Annotated in this window: 15 protein-coding genes; 14 read left to right on the top strand and 1 reads right to left on the bottom strand. The window is 64.8% G+C overall.

The genetic code is table 11. The features are described 5' to 3' along the window. Positions 1–63: 63 nt before the first annotated feature. The 9 genes from PCE31106_RS15130 to galE all read left to right on the top strand — a co-directional run bounded on the left by PCE31106_RS15130 (position 64) and on the right by galE (position 10,416). Complete coding sequence (locus tag PCE31106_RS15130; protein ID WP_150563820.1) at positions 64–522, top strand: hypothetical protein; 459 nt, start codon at positions 64–66, stop codon at positions 520–522. Positions 523–552: 30 nt separating this feature from the next. Further along, a complete protein-coding gene (locus PCE31106_RS15125) occupies positions 553–1,098 on the top strand; it encodes a penicillin-binding protein activator LpoB (RefSeq protein ID WP_150563819.1) in 546 nt (181 codons plus the stop codon). An 11-nt stretch (positions 1,099–1,109) separates the two neighbouring features. Then, the gene (locus tag PCE31106_RS15120; protein ID WP_150563818.1) at positions 1,110–2,522 is read left to right on the top strand and encodes a PelD GGDEF domain-containing protein; all 1,413 of its coding nucleotides are present in this window, start codon (positions 1,110–1,112) and stop codon (positions 2,520–2,522) included. Further along, positions 2,515–3,516: a hypothetical protein gene (locus tag PCE31106_RS15115; RefSeq protein ID WP_150563817.1), complete on the top strand. Its 1,002-nt coding sequence runs from the start codon at positions 2,515–2,517 to the stop codon at positions 3,514–3,516. Before PCE31106_RS15120 ends, PCE31106_RS15115 begins: the two co-directional genes overlap by 8 nt. Further along, positions 3,516–5,063 carry a GT4 family glycosyltransferase PelF gene (gene pelF, locus PCE31106_RS15110; RefSeq protein WP_150563816.1) on the top strand — a complete coding sequence of 516 codons (1,548 nt, stop codon included), beginning with the start codon at positions 3,516–3,518 and terminating at the stop codon, positions 5,061–5,063. Before PCE31106_RS15115 ends, pelF begins: the two co-directional genes overlap by 1 nt. Continuing rightward, positions 5,063–6,442: an exopolysaccharide Pel transporter PelG gene (pelG, locus tag PCE31106_RS15105; protein WP_150563815.1), complete on the top strand. Its 1,380-nt coding sequence runs from the start codon at positions 5,063–5,065 to the stop codon at positions 6,440–6,442. Before pelF ends, pelG begins: the two co-directional genes overlap by 1 nt. A gap of 26 nt (positions 6,443–6,468) precedes the next feature. After that, complete coding sequence (locus PCE31106_RS15100; RefSeq protein ID WP_254441074.1) at positions 6,469–7,368, top strand: endo alpha-1,4 polygalactosaminidase; 900 nt, start codon at positions 6,469–6,471, stop codon at positions 7,366–7,368. A 162-nt stretch (positions 7,369–7,530) separates the two neighbouring features. After that, entirely contained in the window at positions 7,531–9,363 is a 1,833-nt protein-coding gene (glmS, locus tag PCE31106_RS15095) for a glutamine--fructose-6-phosphate transaminase (isomerizing) (protein ID WP_150563814.1), read from the top strand. Positions 9,364–9,393: 30 nt separating this feature from the next. Next, positions 9,394–10,416: a UDP-glucose 4-epimerase GalE gene (gene galE / locus PCE31106_RS15090; protein WP_150563813.1), complete on the top strand. Its 1,023-nt coding sequence runs from the start codon at positions 9,394–9,396 to the stop codon at positions 10,414–10,416. 126 nt (positions 10,417–10,542) lie between these two features. On the opposite strand, the gene PCE31106_RS15085 is transcribed toward galE, so the two are convergent. Further along, complete coding sequence (locus PCE31106_RS15085) at positions 10,543–11,565, bottom strand: LacI family DNA-binding transcriptional regulator (protein WP_017235441.1); 1,023 nt, start codon at positions 11,563–11,565, stop codon at positions 10,543–10,545. A 217-nt stretch (positions 11,566–11,782) separates the two neighbouring features. On the opposite strand from PCE31106_RS15085, the gene PCE31106_RS15080 reads away from it, so the two are divergent. The 5 genes from PCE31106_RS15080 to PCE31106_RS15060 all read left to right on the top strand — a co-directional run bounded on the left by PCE31106_RS15080 (position 11,783) and on the right by PCE31106_RS15060 (position 17,678). Beyond that, positions 11,783–12,598, top strand: coding sequence for an SDR family NAD(P)-dependent oxidoreductase (locus PCE31106_RS15080; protein WP_150563812.1), 816 nt, complete (start codon positions 11,783–11,785; stop codon positions 12,596–12,598). Between the two features lie 111 nt (positions 12,599–12,709). After that, the gene (locus PCE31106_RS15075; protein ID WP_017235443.1) at positions 12,710–13,762 is read left to right on the top strand and encodes a TRAP transporter substrate-binding protein; all 1,053 of its coding nucleotides are present in this window, start codon (positions 12,710–12,712) and stop codon (positions 13,760–13,762) included. A 1-nt stretch (position 13,763) separates the two neighbouring features. Next, on the top strand, positions 13,764–15,683 hold the full coding sequence (locus PCE31106_RS15070) for a TRAP transporter large permease (RefSeq protein ID WP_150563811.1): 1,920 nt from the start codon (positions 13,764–13,766) through the stop codon (positions 15,681–15,683). Between the two features lie 163 nt (positions 15,684–15,846). Next, positions 15,847–16,401 (top strand): VOC family protein, encoded by a 555-nt coding sequence (locus PCE31106_RS15065; RefSeq protein WP_026132269.1) that lies wholly within the window; start codon positions 15,847–15,849, stop codon positions 16,399–16,401. After that, a complete protein-coding gene (locus PCE31106_RS15060) occupies positions 16,398–17,678 on the top strand; it encodes a ribulose-bisphosphate carboxylase large subunit family protein (protein WP_150563810.1) in 1,281 nt (426 codons plus the stop codon). The genes PCE31106_RS15065 and PCE31106_RS15060 overlap by 4 nt, the downstream gene beginning before the upstream one ends. The last annotated feature ends 3 nt before the right edge of the window (positions 17,679–17,681 follow it).

The following is a 17,681-nucleotide window of genomic DNA, read 5'->3' as shown; positions in this document are numbered from 1 at the left end:
GCGGCTCAAGGCCGGATTCGATGAACACTATCGGGCTCAAGTGCTTGGAATGCAGGTCTCTTGATGCGATTGCCCTGCGCGTACCTCGGACGTGGCTGGCGCTTCGGCGGCGAATTGGGGTACAAGCTGCGCATCGACTACCCCGACCTGAACGTCAGGCTCGTGGCCGAGCGCGGCATTTATACGCCGGGCACGGCCACCATCCCGTCGCTCGCCGTGCTGCTGCCGACCGGCACCGCGCCGGTGGCCTCGGAGTTCATGCCGATCACGACGACCCAGTACGGTGTCATGGCCGGCTTCGGACAGGACTATCAGAACGCTTACCGGCGTGCCTGGCGGCCGTATCTCGACGTGGGCTACATTCATGACAGTCAGCAGGGCTGGGGGCCGCAGGTCAACTTGGGCATGGCGGGGTCGGTGCTCGGCAACGATCACGCTCGCGTGTATTACTCGCACGACATCACCAACGGCACCGGTGTTGCCACGACGCAGGTCGGCATCGCGTACCGGCTGTTCTACTGAAATTTCGCATCCGCAAGGGAGAGCAAGACCATGAAGACAATCGTGAGTAAGCTGTGGCGCCGCCTGGCCGGCGCTGCCGTCCTGACCGCGCTGGTGGCGGGCTGTTCGACGATGAATGTCGGCGACGCGCCGAATCTGCCCAAGACGGCCGCCTGGGCGATTCTGCCGATCGCCAATACGACGGAAACGCCGGATGCCGGCCAGCGCGCCGAGAGCATTGCTCAAAGCATTCTGGTCCAGAACGGCTTTACCGATCTGCATCGCTATGTCGGCGATCCGGATGGCGGCGATTCGCTCGTCGGCGGCAACAACGCACAGGCGCGCATGCGTGCCCTGGAATGGGCGCGCAAGACCGGGGCGAAGTATGCGCTCTCGGGGGCTGTGACCGAATGGCGCTACAAGGTCGGTGTCGATGGTGAACCGGTGGCCGGCCTGACGTTCGATGTCATCGATGTCTCGAACGGCAGCATCGTCTGGAGCGCGACCGGCAGCCGCAGCGGCTGGAGCCGTTCGAGCCTGGCCGGCGTCGGTCAGACGTTGATTCGCAATCTGCTGGCACCGCTGGCGCAACGGTAACGGGCCGCATCGTGAAAACCGCGACTCAACAGGACGCTGCCATCGACGCGAAGCCCGTCGGCCCGGAACAGGTGCGACGCTCGGAGCCGTTCGGCAACGTGAGCACCTATGGCCGACTGATCGCGCCGGCCGTGGCGCGACCGGTAGCGGTCTTCGAGGTGGTCACCGGCATGGCGCTCGCCGTGGCGATTGCCTGGCTGCTGCGACCCGGCGATCCGCTGCTCATCGGGCTGGGCTTTCCATGGATGTGGCTCGTCGCCCTGGTCATGGCGCTGCGCTACGGCGCGCTGCTCGGCGTGGTGGCGGGGCTCGTGCTTGCCGCCGTCTGGTACGGCTTGTATGGCTTGCATGGCGAGCCGTTCCCGGCGATGTTCTTCGTCGGCGGCTTCACGATGATCGTCGTTGGCGGGCACTTCTGCGACATCTGGGGCAACCGCGCGACGCGGGCTCGAGGCATCAACACGTATCTGAACGATCGCCTCGTCGCCATTACGAACAATCACTACCTGCTGCGTGTCTCGCACGAACGGCTCGAGCGCGATTTGCTCACCAAGCCGAGCACCCTGCGCGACGCCATCATGCGATTGCGGGAACTGACGACGTCCAACGAGGCGGGCGCCGCGGCGCAAACGTTGCCCAACGCGCAGCCGATGCTCGAGTTTGCCGCGCTGACGTGCCAGATCGAAGTGGCGTCGGTCTTCCCGGTGCACCTCGGGCGGCTGGTGCCCACGGCGGTAGCGTGCGTGGGCGAGGCGTTCACGCCGGTCGAGAGCGATCCGCTCGTGCAGACTTGCCTGCGCGAAGGCACGCTCTCGCATGTGCGCGACGACGTGACGGTCGGCGAGGGCAGTGCGTATATTGTGTGCGCACCGCTCACCGACACGGACGGCAACATCAACGGCATGCTGATCGTGCGCCGCATGTCGTTCCTCGCGCTCAATCACGACAACCTGCAATTGCTGCTGGTGCTGTTGGCCTATTACGCCGACGGCGTGGCACAGCAGGGCGTGGTGGCCAGCGTGCGCGACGAGGTGCCAAGCGTGCCCTACGACTTCGCGCTGGAGTTGGGTCGCCTTGCGCGCATGAAGCGCCAGAGCGGCATCCAGTCCTCGCTCGTGGCGCTCGTTTTCCCGCGCGGCGCGAGCGGCGATTCGCTGTTCGAGCAGACCGTGCGTTCGCGCCGGGCACTCGACGCCTTGTGGATTCAATCAGGCCCTCGTCAGCAAATCGCCATCGCCCTGATGCCGATTACCGATGAGAATGGCATCGACGGGTACCTCATCCGCATTGAGAGCGCGCTGCGTCAGCAATACGGGCTGGATTTCCAGACCGGTCACGTGGCAGTGCACTCGGCGAGCGTGGACGAGCGCGCCCCGGGCGAGGGGCTGAGCAAATTGCTGGAGCGCTGCCGCGATCATGCTTAAAAAACTGCTGGCGATCGCGCTCGGTATCCTGGCCCTGCTCGCGCAGGCCCAGGCGGTGCACACGCTTTTCGAACCGGCCTGGCGGATCGACCCGCTCGTGGTCTTCTTTGGATGGCAACTGCTCACGGCAGTGCTCACCGCGACCTTCGTTCGTTCGGTACTGCCGGAGCATTACCACGGGCGTACCGGGGCGTTCTGGCACAGCCTGGCGATCAGCTTGTTCATGCCGGTGGGCGGTTTGCTGCTGTTCCTCGGCGTGATGGCGATCAGCGTGTTGTTCCCCGCGCCGAAAGAGCTCGCCCGCTCCGGGGCGGTTGATCGCCCCGAGTTCGTGACGTATCTGGTCTCGCGCGTCACGCACGGCGCCGGTGCGCGCCTGCGTGCGCGTTTGCGCAACACCCAAGGCACCAGCGAAGACCGCGTGGCCGCACTGGTGTCGGTGCAGGCGCTGCCGTCGCGGGCCACCGGCGAGATCATGCGGGACCTGCTGGCCGATCCGGTGGAAGAGATCCGGTTGCTCGCCTACGGGATTATCGACGGCGTGGAAAAGCAGATCATGCAGCGTATTTTCGACGCGCGCACTCAGCGCGATCGTGCAGAGAATGATGATGATCGTGCCGACGCGAGCCATCGGCTCGCCGAGTTGTACTGGGAGCTGATTTATCAGAACCTCGTGCGCGGCGAGGTGTACCGATTCACGATGGAGCGCGTGGAGCGATTTGCCCGCGAGGCGCTCGCCCATCGCGAGAGCGATGCGGTCATGTGGTACCTGCTGGGCCGTTGCGCGCTGATGCGTCACGATCCGGAGCAAGCGGAACAGTGTCTGCTGCGTGCCGAGTACCATCAATTTCCGGCGGACCGACTCGTGCCCTGGCTTGCCGAAGTCGCGTTCCTCAAACATCAATACGCACGGGTCGGGCAGATGCTCGCCGGCCTCGGGAATGGCACGGCCACCCCGATGCTGCAGCCCGTCATGCGTTTCTGGACCCGCTAATGCGTACCAACGAACGTCGCGCTGACTCGGCCGATATCGCTTTGCTGCTCGAAGGCACCTTCCCGTATGTGCGGGGCGGCGTGTCGTCGTGGGTGGATCAAATGATCCGCGCATTCCCGGATCTGACGTTTGCCGTCGTGTTCATCGGCAGCCGTCGCGAAGACTACGGCGACATGGTCTATCCGCTGTACGACAACATCGTGCATTTCGAGGCGCATTATCTGTACGAATTCGAGGCGCCCGCGCCGATGCGTGCCGCCGAAGGCGACGCGCAGGCGTTCGAGAAGATGGAGAAGATGCATGACATGCTGCGCCGGCGCGACGACCTGCAAGGCATCGGCAAGCTGATTCACGACGTGATTCCGATGCTCGCCGAAGACGGCGAGATCAGCGAGGCCAATTTTCTGCACAGCCGGCGCTCGTGGGACATGATCACCGATCGCTACAAGAAGTACTGCCTGGATCCGTCGTTCACGGACTATTTCTGGACGATCCGGATCATGCACAAGCCGCTGTGGCAACTCGCGCGCATTTGCGACCAGTTGATCCCGGCCAAGGTGTACCACACCGTTTCCACGGGGTACGCGGGCTTCCTGGGCGCGTTGCTGCGCTTCAAGCACCAGCGTCCGCTGCTGGTCTCGGAGCATGGCATTTACACCAAGGAGCGCAAGATCGATCTGCTGCAGAGCCAGTGGATTCGCGACAACCGGGGGCTGTTCGAGCGCGACATCTCGCAGGTCGGTTATTTCCAGAACCTGTGGGTGCGCTTCTTCGAAGCGATGGGACGCGTGTGCTACGAGGCGGCCGACGAGATCACCGCGCTCTTCGAGGGCAATCGTCTGCGCCAGATCGCCGACGGCGCGCCCGAGTACAAGACCCGCAACACGCCCAATGGCATCTCGGTGGCGCAGTTCGCGCCGCTGCGCGAGCAGCGTCCGGCCGACATCCCGCCGGTGGTGGCGCTGATCGGCCGGGTGGTACCGATCAAGGACATCAAGACGTTCATTCGGGCGATCTTCATCGCCAGCCGCCACATGCCGGGACTGCAGGGGTGGGTGGTCGGCCCCGAGGAAGAGGATCCGGCCTACGCGCAGGAGTGTCGTGACATTGCGGCGAGCCTGGGGTTGGAAGACAGCCTTCGGTTCATGGGCTTTCAGAAGGTATCCGACATCCTGCCGCAGGTCGGCGTCATGGCGCTGTCGTCGATTTCCGAAGCGTTGCCGCTGGTGGTGCTGGAGGCGTACGCGGCCGGAGTGCCCGTGGTGACGACCGACGTCGGTTCGTGCCGCCAACTGGTCGAAGGCCTGGGCGATGAGGATCGCGCCCTCGGGCCTGCCGGCAAGGTCGTGCAGATCGCCAACCCGGAGCAATTCGCCCAGGCGCTGCTCGACGTGCTCGAGCCCACCACCTGGCATGCGGCCCAGCGCGCGGCGATCGCGCGCGTCGAACGCTATTACACGATCACCCAGATGCAGGACGCCTATCGCAGTTTGTACGAGACACTGCTGGCGCGTCCCGCCGCCGGGGTGGTTGCGGGAGACCACTGATGGCCGGTATTGGCTTTGAACTTCGCAAGATTCTCCGGCGCGACACGCTGACCAGCACGCTGGCGGCCTATGGCTACGCCGGGGTCATCAGCGCGGGCCCGCTGATTCTCTCGATTCTCGGTATTCTGCTCATCGGCCTGATGAGCCTCGCCGTCGTGCAACCGCCGGGCCTCATCGTGCAGTTCCAGGTGTCGGTGACGTATCTGATCGCGTTCAGCCTCATCGTCACGGGCATACTTCAACTCTCGTTCACACGCTTTCTGAGCGACCGGCTGTTCGAGCGGCGTCCCGATCTGGTGCTGCCGAACTACAACGCGGTTGCGTTGGTAACGACGGTCGGCACGGGCATCATCGGCCTCATCCTCGCGCTGACCGTGTTCCGCGGTCAGTCCACGGGCTATCGGCTGTTGATGCTCACGGGCTTCGTGATCGTGAGCAATATCTGGATCGGCGTGTTGTTTCTCACGAGCGTGAAGCAATACCGTGCCGTGCTGGCGATCTTCTTCGTCGGCTACACCGTGACGGTGGTGAGTGCGGTGCTGCTCAACCGATACGGGCTCGAAGGGCTGCTCGGCGGTTTCGTCATCGGTCACCTGATCCTGCTGCTCGGCATGGTCTGCCTGATTCACCGCAATTACCGCACGGACGAATATCTGCTTTGGCAGGTCTTCGCGCGTCGCTTCTCGTATCCGTCGTTGATGTTCGTGGGGTTGCTGTTCAATCTGGGCATCTGGCTCGACAAGCTGATGTTCTGGTTCTATCCGGTAACCGGGCAGGACGTGATCGGCCCGCTGCGCGCGTCGGTGATCTACGATCTGCCGGTGTTCCTCTCGTACCTGTGCGTGATTCCGGGCATGGCGGTGTTCCTGCTGCGTATCGAGACGGATTTCGTCGAGTACTACGATCAGTTCTTCAACGCGGTGCGTACCGGCGGAACGCTCAAGTACATCGAAGAATCGCGCGACATGATGGTGCGCTCGGTCCGCACCGGTCTGTACGAAATCCTGAAGATCCAGGCGGTCGTTACGCTGCTGATCTTCGCGTTCGGCGACAAGCTGTTGCGGCTGATCGGCATTTCGGTGCTGTACCTGCCGCTGCTGCACATCGACGTCATTTCCGCGAGCCTGCAAGTGCTTTTCCTCGGGATTCTGAACATCTTCTTTTATCTGGACCGGCGTGGCACGGTGCTGGCGCTCACCGCCGCGATGGTCGTCGCCAACGGCCTGTTTACGTGGGTCACGCTGATGCTCGGACCGAATGCGTACGGCTACGGTTTCGCGTTGGCGCTGCTGGTCGTCGTGATGGTGGCGATGCAGTTGCTCGATCGCCGGCTCGACGCGCTCGAATATGAGACCTACATGCTGCAACAGCAGCGCTGACACTGATACTGCCGCTGCCGATCGCCATGTCTGACAACACGACGCAACCGCATGCCACTTGGTGGCGCCGCCCACTGGCTCGATTCATGGGCGGGGTGGTGGGGGTCTTTGCCGGCTTCTTCCTCAACACCGCATCGGCGCAGCCGCCTGTCTTCGGGCGCATTGCGTTTTTCTATGGCGCGACGCTCGACCCGAAGGCGCTCGCCGGCTACGATCAGGTGGTGATCGAGCCCGACAACGGCTTCGTGCCGAAGGCCGTCGACCCGGCCACCGAGCCCAAGGGCCGGCGCTGGATCGCTTACGTCAGCGTGGGCGAAGTCTTGTCCACGCGCGACTACTACGCCGCGATCCCGAAAGCCTGGCGCATTGGCCGCAATGGCGACTGGAAATCGGAAGTGATCGATCAGGGCGCCCCGGGCTGGCCGCAGTTTTTCGTGGAGAAGGTCATCGCGCCGTTATGGGCCAAGGGCTATCGTGGCTTTTTCCTCGACACGCTCGATTCGTATGAACTGGTCGCCAAGACCGATGCCGAGCGTGCGCGTCAGCAAGCCGGGCTGGTCGCGGTCATCAAGCGAATTCGGCGCCGTTTCCCGCGCGCCGAACTGATTCTGAATCGCGGTTTCGTGCTGATGCCCGAGGTACACGGCGACGTGGCGGCCGTGGCGTTCGAATCGCTCTATCGCGGTTGGGACGAGGGGAATCAGCGCTATGTGGCGGTGCCGGAAGACGATCGCGCGTGGCTGCTTGCGCGAGCGCGCGAAGTGCGCGAGCGCTACGACCTGCCGGTGATCTCGATCGATTACTGCGCCCCCGCGGATACCGAGTGCGCCAGGCAAGCCGTCGCGCAGATTCGTGCGCAGGGCCTCATTCCTTACGTGGGCGACGGTCACCTCATGCACGTCAATCCCGCCGCGGCGCAGGACTGACGCAGCGCACCGGGCGAGACAACGAAGAAGGCGGAAGACAATCCCGGCGAGCCGTCATCACAACGCCGGACATCAGACAGGTCAACACGCAGACGAACGCAACCGGCCATTCGGGCGGCGGCGGCGTGCTGCGCTCATCCAATTGATTGTTGAGGGGAAGTCATGTGTGGAATCGTGGGCGGCGTGGCACGCCGTGACGTGGTACCGGTGCTGGTCGAAGGACTGCGCCGTCTCGAATATCGTGGCTATGATTCGTGCGGCGTGGCCGTACTCGACGCAGCACATCAGCTCACACGCGTGCGCAGCGTGTCGCGCGTGGCGCAACTCCAGGCGCAACTGGCCGACGCGGCCATGGGCGCGGGACTGGGCATCGCGCACACGCGGTGGGCGACGCACGGCGCGCCGGCGACCGAGAACGCGCATCCGATCTTCTCGCGCGAACGGATCGGGCTGGTGCACAACGGCATCATCGAGAACCATGAGGCGCTGCGCGACGCGCTGCGGGCCAAGGGCTACGAGTTCACGAGCCAGACCGACACCGAGGTCATCGCCCATCTGGTCGATGCGCATTTCGCGGCGAACGACGGCGGCACGCTCGTGCATGCCGTGCGCTCGGCCATTGCGCAATTGCGGGGCGCTTATGCCATCGCCGTCATCAGCAAGGACGAACCGGAGCGCATGGTGTGCGCGCGTCAAGGTTCGCCGCTCGTGATCGGCTTTGCGGCGGATGGGCATTTCCTCGCTTCCGACGCCATGGCGCTCGCCGGTCACTGCGACCGGTTCATGTATCTCGAAGAAGGCGACGTGGCGTTGCTTTCACCAGCGCGCGTGTCGGTGCTCGACGCGCAGGGCGTAGAGGTCGAGCGTTCGGTACGCGCGATGGCGGCGTACCAGTCCGAAGTCTCACTGGGGCCGTATCAGCATTACATGCAGAAGGAGATCTTCGAGCAGCCGCGGGCGATTGCGGACACGATTGCCGATATCACCGAATTTTCTCCGGCCTTGTTCGGCGAAGGCGCCGCCGACGTCTTGCCGCAGGTGAACGGTGTGCTGATTCTCGCTTGCGGCACCAGCTACTACGCGGGGCTCACCGCCAAATACTGGCTTGAAGCGCTCGCCGGCATTCCCACGCAGGTCGAGATCGCGAGCGAGTACCGCTATCGCGAGTCGGTGCCGAATCCGCAAGCGCTCGTCGTGACCATCTCGCAGTCGGGAGAGACCGCCGACACGCTTGCCGCGCTCAAGCATGCCCAGAGCCTGGGACACGATCGCACGCTGGCGATCTGCAACGTGGCGACCAGCGCGCTCGTGCGGCAGACGGCGATGTCGTTCATCACGCGCGCGGGCACGGAAATCGGCGTGGCGTCGACCAAGGCGTTCACCACGCAACTCGTGTCGCTGTTCATGCTGGCCGTCACGCTCGGTGTCGAGCGCAAGCGCATCGATGCGACCGAGGCGGCGCGCCACCTCGCGCAGTTACGTCATTTGCCGGCGGCACTCACGAGTGTGCTCGCGCTCGAGCCGCAGCTCATCGCCTGGGCGGCACAATTTGCCGACGTGCCGAGCGCGCTGTTCCTCGGGCGAGGGCTGCACTATCCGATCGCCCTCGAAGGGGCGCTCAAGCTCAAGGAGATTTCGTACATCCACGCCGAGGCGTATCCTGCTGGGGAACTCAAGCACGGCCCGCTCGCGCTGGTCAGCGAGCAGATGCCGGTGGTGACCGTCGCCCCGAACGACGTGCTGGTGGAGAAGCTCAAGTCGAACATGCAGGAAGTGCGCGCGCGTGGCGGCGAACTCTACGTGCTGGCCGACGGCGATATGCGCATTGCCAGCGCCGAGGGTATTCGTGTCATCCGCATGCCCGAACATTACGGTGAGCTGTCGCCGGTGCTCCACGTGGTGCCTCTGCAATTGCTGGCTTATCATACGGCGTGTGCCCGGGGCGCCGACGTCGACAAGCCCCGCAATCTGGCGAAATCGGTGACCGTCGAATAGCCAACGGATGAGATGCCTCAAGGGCAAAGCATGAATACACTCGGAACCATTCTCGTGACCGGCGGCGCCGGTTACATCGGCTCGCATACCTGTGTCGAGCTGCTCGCGCACGGCTATGACGTGGTCATTCTCGACAATCTGGTCAACAGCCATCGAGAGGCGGTGCGGCGCATCGGTGAAATTGCCGGGCGCGCCCCGGTCTTTATCGAGGGCGACGCGTGCTCGAAGCCCGTGCTCGACGACCTGTTCACGCGCTTTGGCATTACCGGCGCCATTCACTTCGCCGCGCTCAAGGCGGTGGGGGAGTCGGTCGAAATGCCGCTCGCCTACTATCGCAACAACATCGACAGCCTGCTCACGCTGGTCGAGACCATGCAGTCGCATGGCGTCAAGGATCTCGTGTTCAGCTCTTCGGCGACCGTGTACGGCAATCCGGCAACGGTACCCATCGACGAGTCGTTCCCGCTGTCGGCGACGAATCCCTACGGTCAGACCAAGCTCATGGCCGAGACGATCCTGAACGACGTGGCCAAGGCGGACCCGAGCTGGCGTATCGCGCTGTTGCGTTACTTCAATCCGGTCGGCGCACACGAGAGCGGGCGCATCGGCGAGGATCCCTCAGGTGTGCCGAACAACCTGATGCCGTTCGTGGCGCAAGTGGCGGTCGGCAAGCTCCAGCGCCTGCGGGTGTTCGGCGGCGACTGGCCGACGCCGGACGGCACGGGCATGCGCGACTACATTCACGTGGTCGATCTCGCGCGCGGGCATCTGGCCGCACTCGATGCGCTCAAGCAACGCGATGGCGGCTTCACGGTCAACCTGGGCACCGGACATGGTTACACCGTGCTGCAGGTTGTGAAGGCGTTCGAAGCCGCGAGCGGCCAGCCGGTGCCGTACGAAATCGTCGAGCGACGCGCCGGCGACATCGGTAGCTGCTACGCGGCGACCGCGATGGCGCGCGATCTCATCGGCTGGGAAGCCGAATACGGTATCGATCGTATGTGCGCCGACCACTGGCGCTGGCAGATGCAGAACCCGAACGGCTATCGCTGAGCCTGGTGTTTTGTTTTGGTCGGTCGGCGTGTCGAGCACGGGGACGGATTCGCGGGTTCGACGCGCCGGTACGCTTCACGCAACGCTGCGGGCACGGCGAGCAACGCCTCGCCGCCGCGCGATGGCTTACGGCAGATTCTCGCGAAAGATCACCTGGCTGCGATTCGCCTCGATGCCGGCGGACAGGTCGCGTTTCTCGCGCAGATTCGCGAAGATGCGCACGCAGTTCATGATGGCGCTTTGCGGGCTTTGCGTGATGACGGCATCCATCGATCCGTCGATCAGCAGTGCGCGGGTATCCGGCGTCAGACCGTGCCCGATGAAGACCACCTTGTGTTGCATTCCCGCTTCCTTGAGCGCCTGCCCAACGCCTTCCGAACCGCCGCCGATGTTGTAGATTGCCGCGAGATCCGGATGCTGTTCGAGCAGTGCCCGCGTCTGCCGGTAGTTGACCGCTTCGTCGTCGTAGCCTTCGCGAAGCCCGACGACCTGCATCTGCGGGTATTGCTCTGAGAAGAGCTGCAGAAACCCCGCCTCGCGTTCAACGTGCGCCTTGTAGCTGAGCGAGCCCGCGATGAGCGCCACCTTCGCGTGCCGCTTCGCGCCGACGAAGCGCGCGATCAGATACGCCGCCGTTCGCCCGGCCGAGCCATTGTCCAACCCCACATAGGCGATGCGCCGCGAGTGCGACAGGTCGGACACCAACGTCACGGCCGCCACGCCCTCGTCGGCCAGCGTGTCGACTGCCTCGCGCACCTTGGGATGCTCCAGCGGCATGAAGGCCACCCCGTTGCACCCGCGTCCACGCCTAAGCAATGCGGCTGACAGGGCGTCCGGATCGAACCCCTGGATGAACTGGACGCGACAGTTCACGTGATACGGCGCCCATTGGTTTTGCGAGCACTGCACCCATTCGCCCAGCATGCGAAGGAACTTGCTGCTGCGACCGGGCAGAACGAACAGCACCTGCGTGGGAGGCACCGCCCGAACGGCTTCCAGTGCCGGCTCGGGCAGGTATTGCAGTTCACCGGCCGCATGCAGCACACGCTGCACGGTCGTCTGCCGCACGCCCTCGCGGCGATGCAGCACGCGATCGACCGTTGCCGTGGAAACGCCCGCCAGACGTGCGATGTCGGCCAGATTGGGCATGTTTCGTCTCATTCGCTTCCCCCCTCAATGTGATGTGCGGCGGCGGCCTCGCTTCACGTGCCGTCGCGTCGACGATCACAGCATACTTCATCAAAACACATCAAATCACATCACGATTCCGAGTTGGTCGATCATGGCGTTGCGACCTATCGTACGTCTTCAAGACATCCACGAACGTACCGCCAGGCCGGTACGCGAATGCACAGGAGACATTGTGATGGCAGCAGTCGGTGAGTCGGCGCCGCGTCGGTTGGCGGGACGCGTGGCGTTGGTGTTCGGCGCGGGATCGGTCGGCGACGGGTGGGGCAACGGCAAGGCGGCCGCCGTGGCCTATGCTCGCAGCGGCGCCAGGGTGGTGGCCGTGGACCGCGCGCAGGGCGCGGCCGACGTCACATGCCGTGTCATCGCCGACGAAGGCAACGACGCCGTTGCGCTGGCCGCCGATGTTACGCGCTGGGACGACGTGCAGCGTGCCGTGGCGGCCGCCATCGAGACCTACGGCCGCGTCGATATCCTGCACAACAACGTCGGCATTACCTCCCAGGGCGGGCCCGTGGAAACCACCGAGGACGTCTGGGATCGCGTGATGACGGTCAACGTCAAGAGCATGTTCCTCACGTGCAAGGCCGTGCTGCCGCTCATGGAAGCCCAGGGCAGCGGCGCGATCGTGAACATCGGCGCGCTCGGCGGCGTGCGCTGGACCGGCTATGCGTATTGCGCCTACGCCGCATCGAAGGGCGCGGTGAATTCGCTCACGCAGAGCGTGGCATTGCAGTATGCGGCCAAGGGCATCCGGGCGAACTGCATTCTGCCGGGCGTGATGGACACGCCGCACATCTATCAACAAATTTCCGGCTTTTACCCGAGCGCGCAGGCGATGGTGGAGGCGCGCAACCGTCTGTCCCCGACCGGTCGCATGGGGGATGGTTGGGATGTGGCGAATGCGGCCGTATTTCTGGCCTCGGACGAGGCGCGCTACATCAACGGCGTGGAATTGCTCGTCGACGGCGGCATGCACGTTCGCTGCAACTGACGCCACGCCGCCGGGCGGATCAATCGGCGAGCGGGGTGTCGGGATTTCGCGCCGTCGCGCTGACCGCCGCGCCGACGCTTGTGTAAAAACCATAAATCAGGAGACATGCGGATGACCGATTCAACTTCTCAGGGCCGACGCAACATTTTGCGTGCGCTTTCCGCCTTGCCCGCACTGGGTGTCGCGGGCGTTGCCGGTGTGACGGGCGCGCTGCCGCGCATGGCGCGTGCCGCGGCGCCGGCATACGTGTTCAAGTACGGCAACAATCTGCCGGTCAGCCATCCGCTGAACGTGCGGGCGCAGGAGGTCGCGGCGCGCATCGCTTCGGAGAGCAAGGGGCGCATGGAACTGCGCATCTTCCCGAACAATCAGCTCGGCGGCGACACCGACATGCTCGCGCAAGTGCGCAACGGCGGTATTGACATTTTCAACGCCGGCACGATGGTGATTGCGACGCTCGCGCCGATCAGTGCCATTACGGCGGTCGGCTTTGCGTTCTCCAACTACGACCAGGTGTGGCACGCGGTAGACGGCAAGCTCGGCAACAGCATTCGCGAGACCTTCGCGAAGACGGGGCTCTACACCTTTGAGAAGATGTGGGACAACGGCTTCCGTCAGATCACGAGCGGCAACAAGCCCATCACGAAGGCGACCGATCTTGCCGGCATGAAGATTCGTGTGCCCGTCAGCCCGATGGGCATTTCGCTGTTCAAGTCGCTTCAGGCGTCGCCGACGAGCCTTCAGTTCAGCGAGGTCTATTCCGCACTGCAGACGCACGTTGTCGACGCGCAGGAGAACCCGCTCGCCATCGTGGAGACGGCGAAGCTCTACGAAGTGCAGAAGTTCTGCTCGGTCACGAACCATAGCTGGGACGGCTATCACCTCGTAGTGAATGGCCGTTCGTGGCGCGCGCTGCCGGACGACCTCAAGGTCATCGCCGCGCGGGCCTTCAACGAGGCGGCGATCCAGCAGCGCGAAGACGTCTACAAGCTCAACACGGGCCTGCAGAACGCGCTCTCGAGCAAGGGACTCGCGTTCAATGCCGCCGCGCCGGAGACGTTCCGCGCCCAGTTGCAGAAGTCGGGCTACTACGCCGAGTGGAAGAAGAAATTCGGCCCGGAAGCGTGGGCGCTTCTCGAAGCGACGGCTGGCAAGGTGGCCTGAGATGACCCCCCGTCCTGCGCATTCCCCGCACGGCGCACCCGCCGGGGACTCGCTGCCGGCGAGCGGTGCCGCCGACCTGCCGTTGCATGGCTGGCGGGCGTTCGTCGGCAGCCTCGATCGCGCCATCGGTTGGCTCACGGAGATTCCCGCGGCACTGCTCGTGCTCGCGGACATCCTCGTGATGCTCGCCGGGGTGATCGCCCGCTATGTGTTCCATGCCCCGCTGGTCTGGGGTGACGAACTCGCCGGCATCCTGTTTCTCTGGATGTCGATGCTCGGCGCCGTGGTCGCGTTGCGGCGCGGCGAGCATATGCGCATGACGGCGTTCGTCGGCAAGGCATCGCCGTCGACGCGAGCATTCCTCGACGTGCTGGCGATCGCTGCCGCGCTCGCGTTCCTGCTGCTCATTGTGCATCCGGCGTACGAGTACGCGTCGGAAGAGGCGTTCGTGATCACGCCCGCGATGGAGATCAGCAACGTCTGGCGCGCGGCGGCGTTGCCGGTCGGCGTGGCCTTGATGCTCGTGGTGAGCGTATTGCGACTGCTGCGCACCGCGGCCGCCGCGCGGGTGATCCAGGCTGTAGCGCTGGTGGGCGTGGTGTGCGTCGGCTTCTGGCTGCTCGGACCGGTGCTGGCGCCGCTCGGGCGCTGGAATCTGGTCATCTTCTTCGCGGGTGTCGTCGGGGCGTGCGTGTTCGCGGGCGTGCCGATCGCGTTCTCGTTCGCCCTGGCGACCTTCGGCTTTCTCGCGCTGACGACGCACACGCCGATGGTCGTGCTCGTGGGCCGGATGGATGAGGGCATGTCGCACCTGATCCTGCTGGCGGTGCCGCTGTTCGTCTTCCTCGGGTTGCTGATCGAGATGACGGGCATGGCGCGGGCGATGGTGCAGTTTCTCGCAAGCCTGCTCGGTCATGTGCGTGGCGGCCTGAGCTATGTGCTCATCGGCGGGATGTACCTGGTGTCGGGCATCTCCGGCTCCAAGGCGGCCGATATGGCGGCCATCGCGCCCGTGCTGTTCCCCGAGATGAAGAAGCGCGGGGCGGATCCCGGCGATCTCGTGGCGTTGCTCTCGACGACGGGCGCACAGACCGAGACCATTCCGCCCTCGATCGTGCTGATCACCATCGGGTCGGTGACCGGGGTGTCGATTTCGGCGCTGTTTACCGGGGGCTTGCTGCCGGGCGTGGTGCTCGGCATTGCGCTGTGCAGCGTGGTGTGGTGGCGTTATCGCCATGAGGATCTGTCCGGTGTGGAGAAGGCCAGGAAGGGCGACGTGTGGCGCGCCTTCGTGTACGCGTTGCCGGCGGTGGCGCTGCCGTTCGTGATTCGTGCGGCGGTCGTCGAGGGCATTGCGACGGCCACCGAGGTATCGACCATCGGCATCGCTTATTCGGTCGTGGCGGGCCTGCTGCTCTATCGCAGGTTCGACGCGCGGCGGCTGCTGCCGATGCTGATCGAGACGGCGGCCTTGTCGGGCGCGATCATCTTCATCATTGGTGCGGCGACCGGCATGGCGTGGGGACTCACGCAATCGGGCTTCGCGCAGGACTTCGCGGCCGCGATGGAACGCGTGCCCGGTGGAAGTGCGGGTTTCATCGTGGTGTCCATCGTCGCGTTCATCGTGCTGGGCAGCGTGCTCGAGGGCATTCCGGCCATCGTGCTGTTCGGACCGCTGATGTTTCCAATCGCCCGCGCGGTCGGCGTGCACGAGGTGCATTACGCGATGATCGTGGTGCTCTCGATGGGCCTGGGTCTGTTCGCACCGCCTTTCGGCGTGGGGTACTACGCCGCCTGTGCCATCGGCAAGGTCGATCCCGCGAAGGGCATGCGGGCGATCTGGGGCTATCTCGTGGCGCTCATCGTCGGTTTGATCTGCGTGGCTGCGATTCCCTGGATCTCGATCGGCTTCCTTCATTGACGAAGCCGCAGACACCGGCGACACCGACGACACCACGGCGCGGCAAGTGCCCCATGCGGTGGTATGCATCACCACATTCAAGGATGGCGGCGGGCGCGATCGATTCGCCTCGCGTGGCGCCGCCCATCCGTACCTTACGCAACAGACGATTACAGAGAAGACCATGAGCAGATTCTTCGGCGAGATTCGCCAGGTGGCATACCTTGTGCCGGACATCGAGGCGGCAATGACCTATTGGTCGAACGTGCTCGGTGTCGGGCCGTGGTACTACAACCCCAAGGTGCCGATCCGCAACTACACCTACCGCGGCGAGCGCTTCGAACCGCACAACGCCGTGGCGCTGGCGAACGCGGGCGGGTTGCAGATCGAGTTGCTGCAGATCCGCAACGACGTGCCGTCGATGTACCGCGACTTCCTCAACGCCGGGCGCAGCGGCGCGCAGCACGTGGCGTACTGGACCGAGGACTTCGACGCCGATCTGGCGCGCGCGCGCGACGCGGGGTTCGAAGTCTGCATGAGCGGCGAGGTGGGCGAGAACGGCCGCTTCGTTTACTTCGAGGATCGCAGCGCCGACCCCGGCTGTCATCCCGGGACGACCATCGAGCTGTCCGAAGTCGCCGGCCCGAAGGGCAAGCTCTTCACGATGATTCGCGAGGCTGCGGCCGCCTGGGACGGCACCGATCCCGTGCGCGCCTTTCCGGACCTCACGACGCTATGAGCGCGACCCTGTCTGCCACCTATCTGATCGAGACGCCGCTCGATCCGCGCAAGGTCGCCGAAGTCATGGCCGGCGAGCAGTCCTGCGGCACATTTACCCGCGTGGTCGGCGAGACCGATGCACTGCGTGAGCGCGCGCGTGCCGTGGTCGAAGCGGTCGACCTCGCAGGCGACGTGGCGCAGCCGTCGTTGCCGAACGCCTTTCTCGAGCGCAAGGGCATCCGTGGCCCGTGGCATCGGGCCCGTGTTCGGATAGCGTTTCCGTATGACAACGTCGGCGTCAATCTGCCAACGCTCGCGGCCACGCTTGCGGGCAATCTGTATGACCTTGGCGAAGTGACGGGCATGCGGCTGGAGCGCATCGCGTTGCCGGCGAGTTACCGACAGCAGTTCGACTTTCCGCGCTATGGCATCGCAGGTACGCGCGAGGCGACGGGCGTGCGCGAAGGCGCGCTGGTCGGCACGATCCTCAAGCCGAACGTCGGCATGAGCGCCGCGGAAACGGCGGCGCTGGTCGCGCGGCTGTGCGCGGCGGGCGTCGACTTCATCAAGGATGACGAAGTGTGTGCCAACCCCGTGCACGCACCGCTCGCGCAGCGGGTGCCCGCGGTGATGGCCGCCGTGCGCGAGCATCGGGCGCGCACCGGCAAGCAGGTGATGGTGGCTTTCAACATCACCGACGAAACGGATGCAATGCGACGGCATGCCGATCTCGTGACGCGCGAAGGCGGCAATTGCGTCATGGTGAGCCTGAACTGGTGCGGATTCTCTGCCGTGCAGACGCTGCGCCGTCACACCGATCTGGCAATCCACGCGCATCGAAACGGCTACGGTGCGATCTCACGCGATCCGATGCTGGGGATGGGCTTTCAGGCCTATCAAACGCTCTGGCGATTGGCCGGTGTCGATCACATGCATGTGCATGGCCTGCAAGGCAAGTTCGCGCAGGGCGACGAGGAGGTGATCGAGTCGGCGCACGACTGCTATGCGCCGCTGGCCGTCGATGCTGCCGAGCAGGACATCGCGCGGGACCAGGTGATGCCGGCGTTCTCGTCGGGGCAATGGGCCGGCACGGTGCCGGCGACCTGGCGCGCCGTCGGCCGCGACGATCTGCTCTTCATGGCGGGTGGCGGCATTCTGGCGCATCCCGATGGCCCGGCGGCGGGGGTGCAGAGTCTACGGGACGCATGGGCGGCGGTGCGTGCCGGCCAGTCGCTTGAAGCGGCGTCTCGCGATGCGCCCGCGCTGGCGGCCGCGTTGCGATTTTTCGGCCATTGACCG

The sequence above is a fragment of the Pandoraea cepalis genome, from assembly GCF_902459665.1.
Taxonomy (GTDB): domain Bacteria; phylum Pseudomonadota; class Gammaproteobacteria; order Burkholderiales; family Burkholderiaceae; genus Pandoraea; species Pandoraea cepalis.
Note: the sequence above shows the minus strand (reverse complement) of the source record. Positions and strands in the feature narration are given on the sequence as shown.

Coding starts and splice junctions, on each gene's coding strand:
- galE (WP_150563813.1), top strand. CDS start 9,394: ATGAATACACTCGGAACCATTCTCGTGACCGGCGGCGCCGGTTACATC.
- PCE31106_RS15060 (WP_150563810.1), top strand. CDS start 16,398: ATGAGCGCGACCCTGTCTGCCACCTATCTGATCGAGACGCCGCTCGAT.
- PCE31106_RS15130 (WP_150563820.1), top strand. CDS start 64: ATGCGATTGCCCTGCGCGTACCTCGGACGTGGCTGGCGCTTCGGCGGC.
- PCE31106_RS15100 (WP_254441074.1), top strand. CDS start 6,469: ATGTCTGACAACACGACGCAACCGCATGCCACTTGGTGGCGCCGCCCA.
- PCE31106_RS15085 (WP_017235441.1), bottom strand. CDS start 11,565: ATGCCCAATCTGGCCGACATCGCACGTCTGGCGGGCGTTTCCACGGCA.
- glmS (WP_150563814.1), top strand. CDS start 7,531: ATGTGTGGAATCGTGGGCGGCGTGGCACGCCGTGACGTGGTACCGGTG.
- PCE31106_RS15125 (WP_150563819.1), top strand. CDS start 553: ATGAAGACAATCGTGAGTAAGCTGTGGCGCCGCCTGGCCGGCGCTGCC.
- PCE31106_RS15070 (WP_150563811.1), top strand. CDS start 13,764: ATGACCCCCCGTCCTGCGCATTCCCCGCACGGCGCACCCGCCGGGGAC.
- PCE31106_RS15080 (WP_150563812.1), top strand. CDS start 11,783: ATGGCAGCAGTCGGTGAGTCGGCGCCGCGTCGGTTGGCGGGACGCGTG.
- PCE31106_RS15075 (WP_017235443.1), top strand. CDS start 12,710: ATGACCGATTCAACTTCTCAGGGCCGACGCAACATTTTGCGTGCGCTT.
- PCE31106_RS15115 (WP_150563817.1), top strand. CDS start 2,515: ATGCTTAAAAAACTGCTGGCGATCGCGCTCGGTATCCTGGCCCTGCTC.
- pelF (WP_150563816.1), top strand. CDS start 3,516: ATGCGTACCAACGAACGTCGCGCTGACTCGGCCGATATCGCTTTGCTG.
- PCE31106_RS15065 (WP_026132269.1), top strand. CDS start 15,847: ATGAGCAGATTCTTCGGCGAGATTCGCCAGGTGGCATACCTTGTGCCG.
- pelG (WP_150563815.1), top strand. CDS start 5,063: ATGGCCGGTATTGGCTTTGAACTTCGCAAGATTCTCCGGCGCGACACG.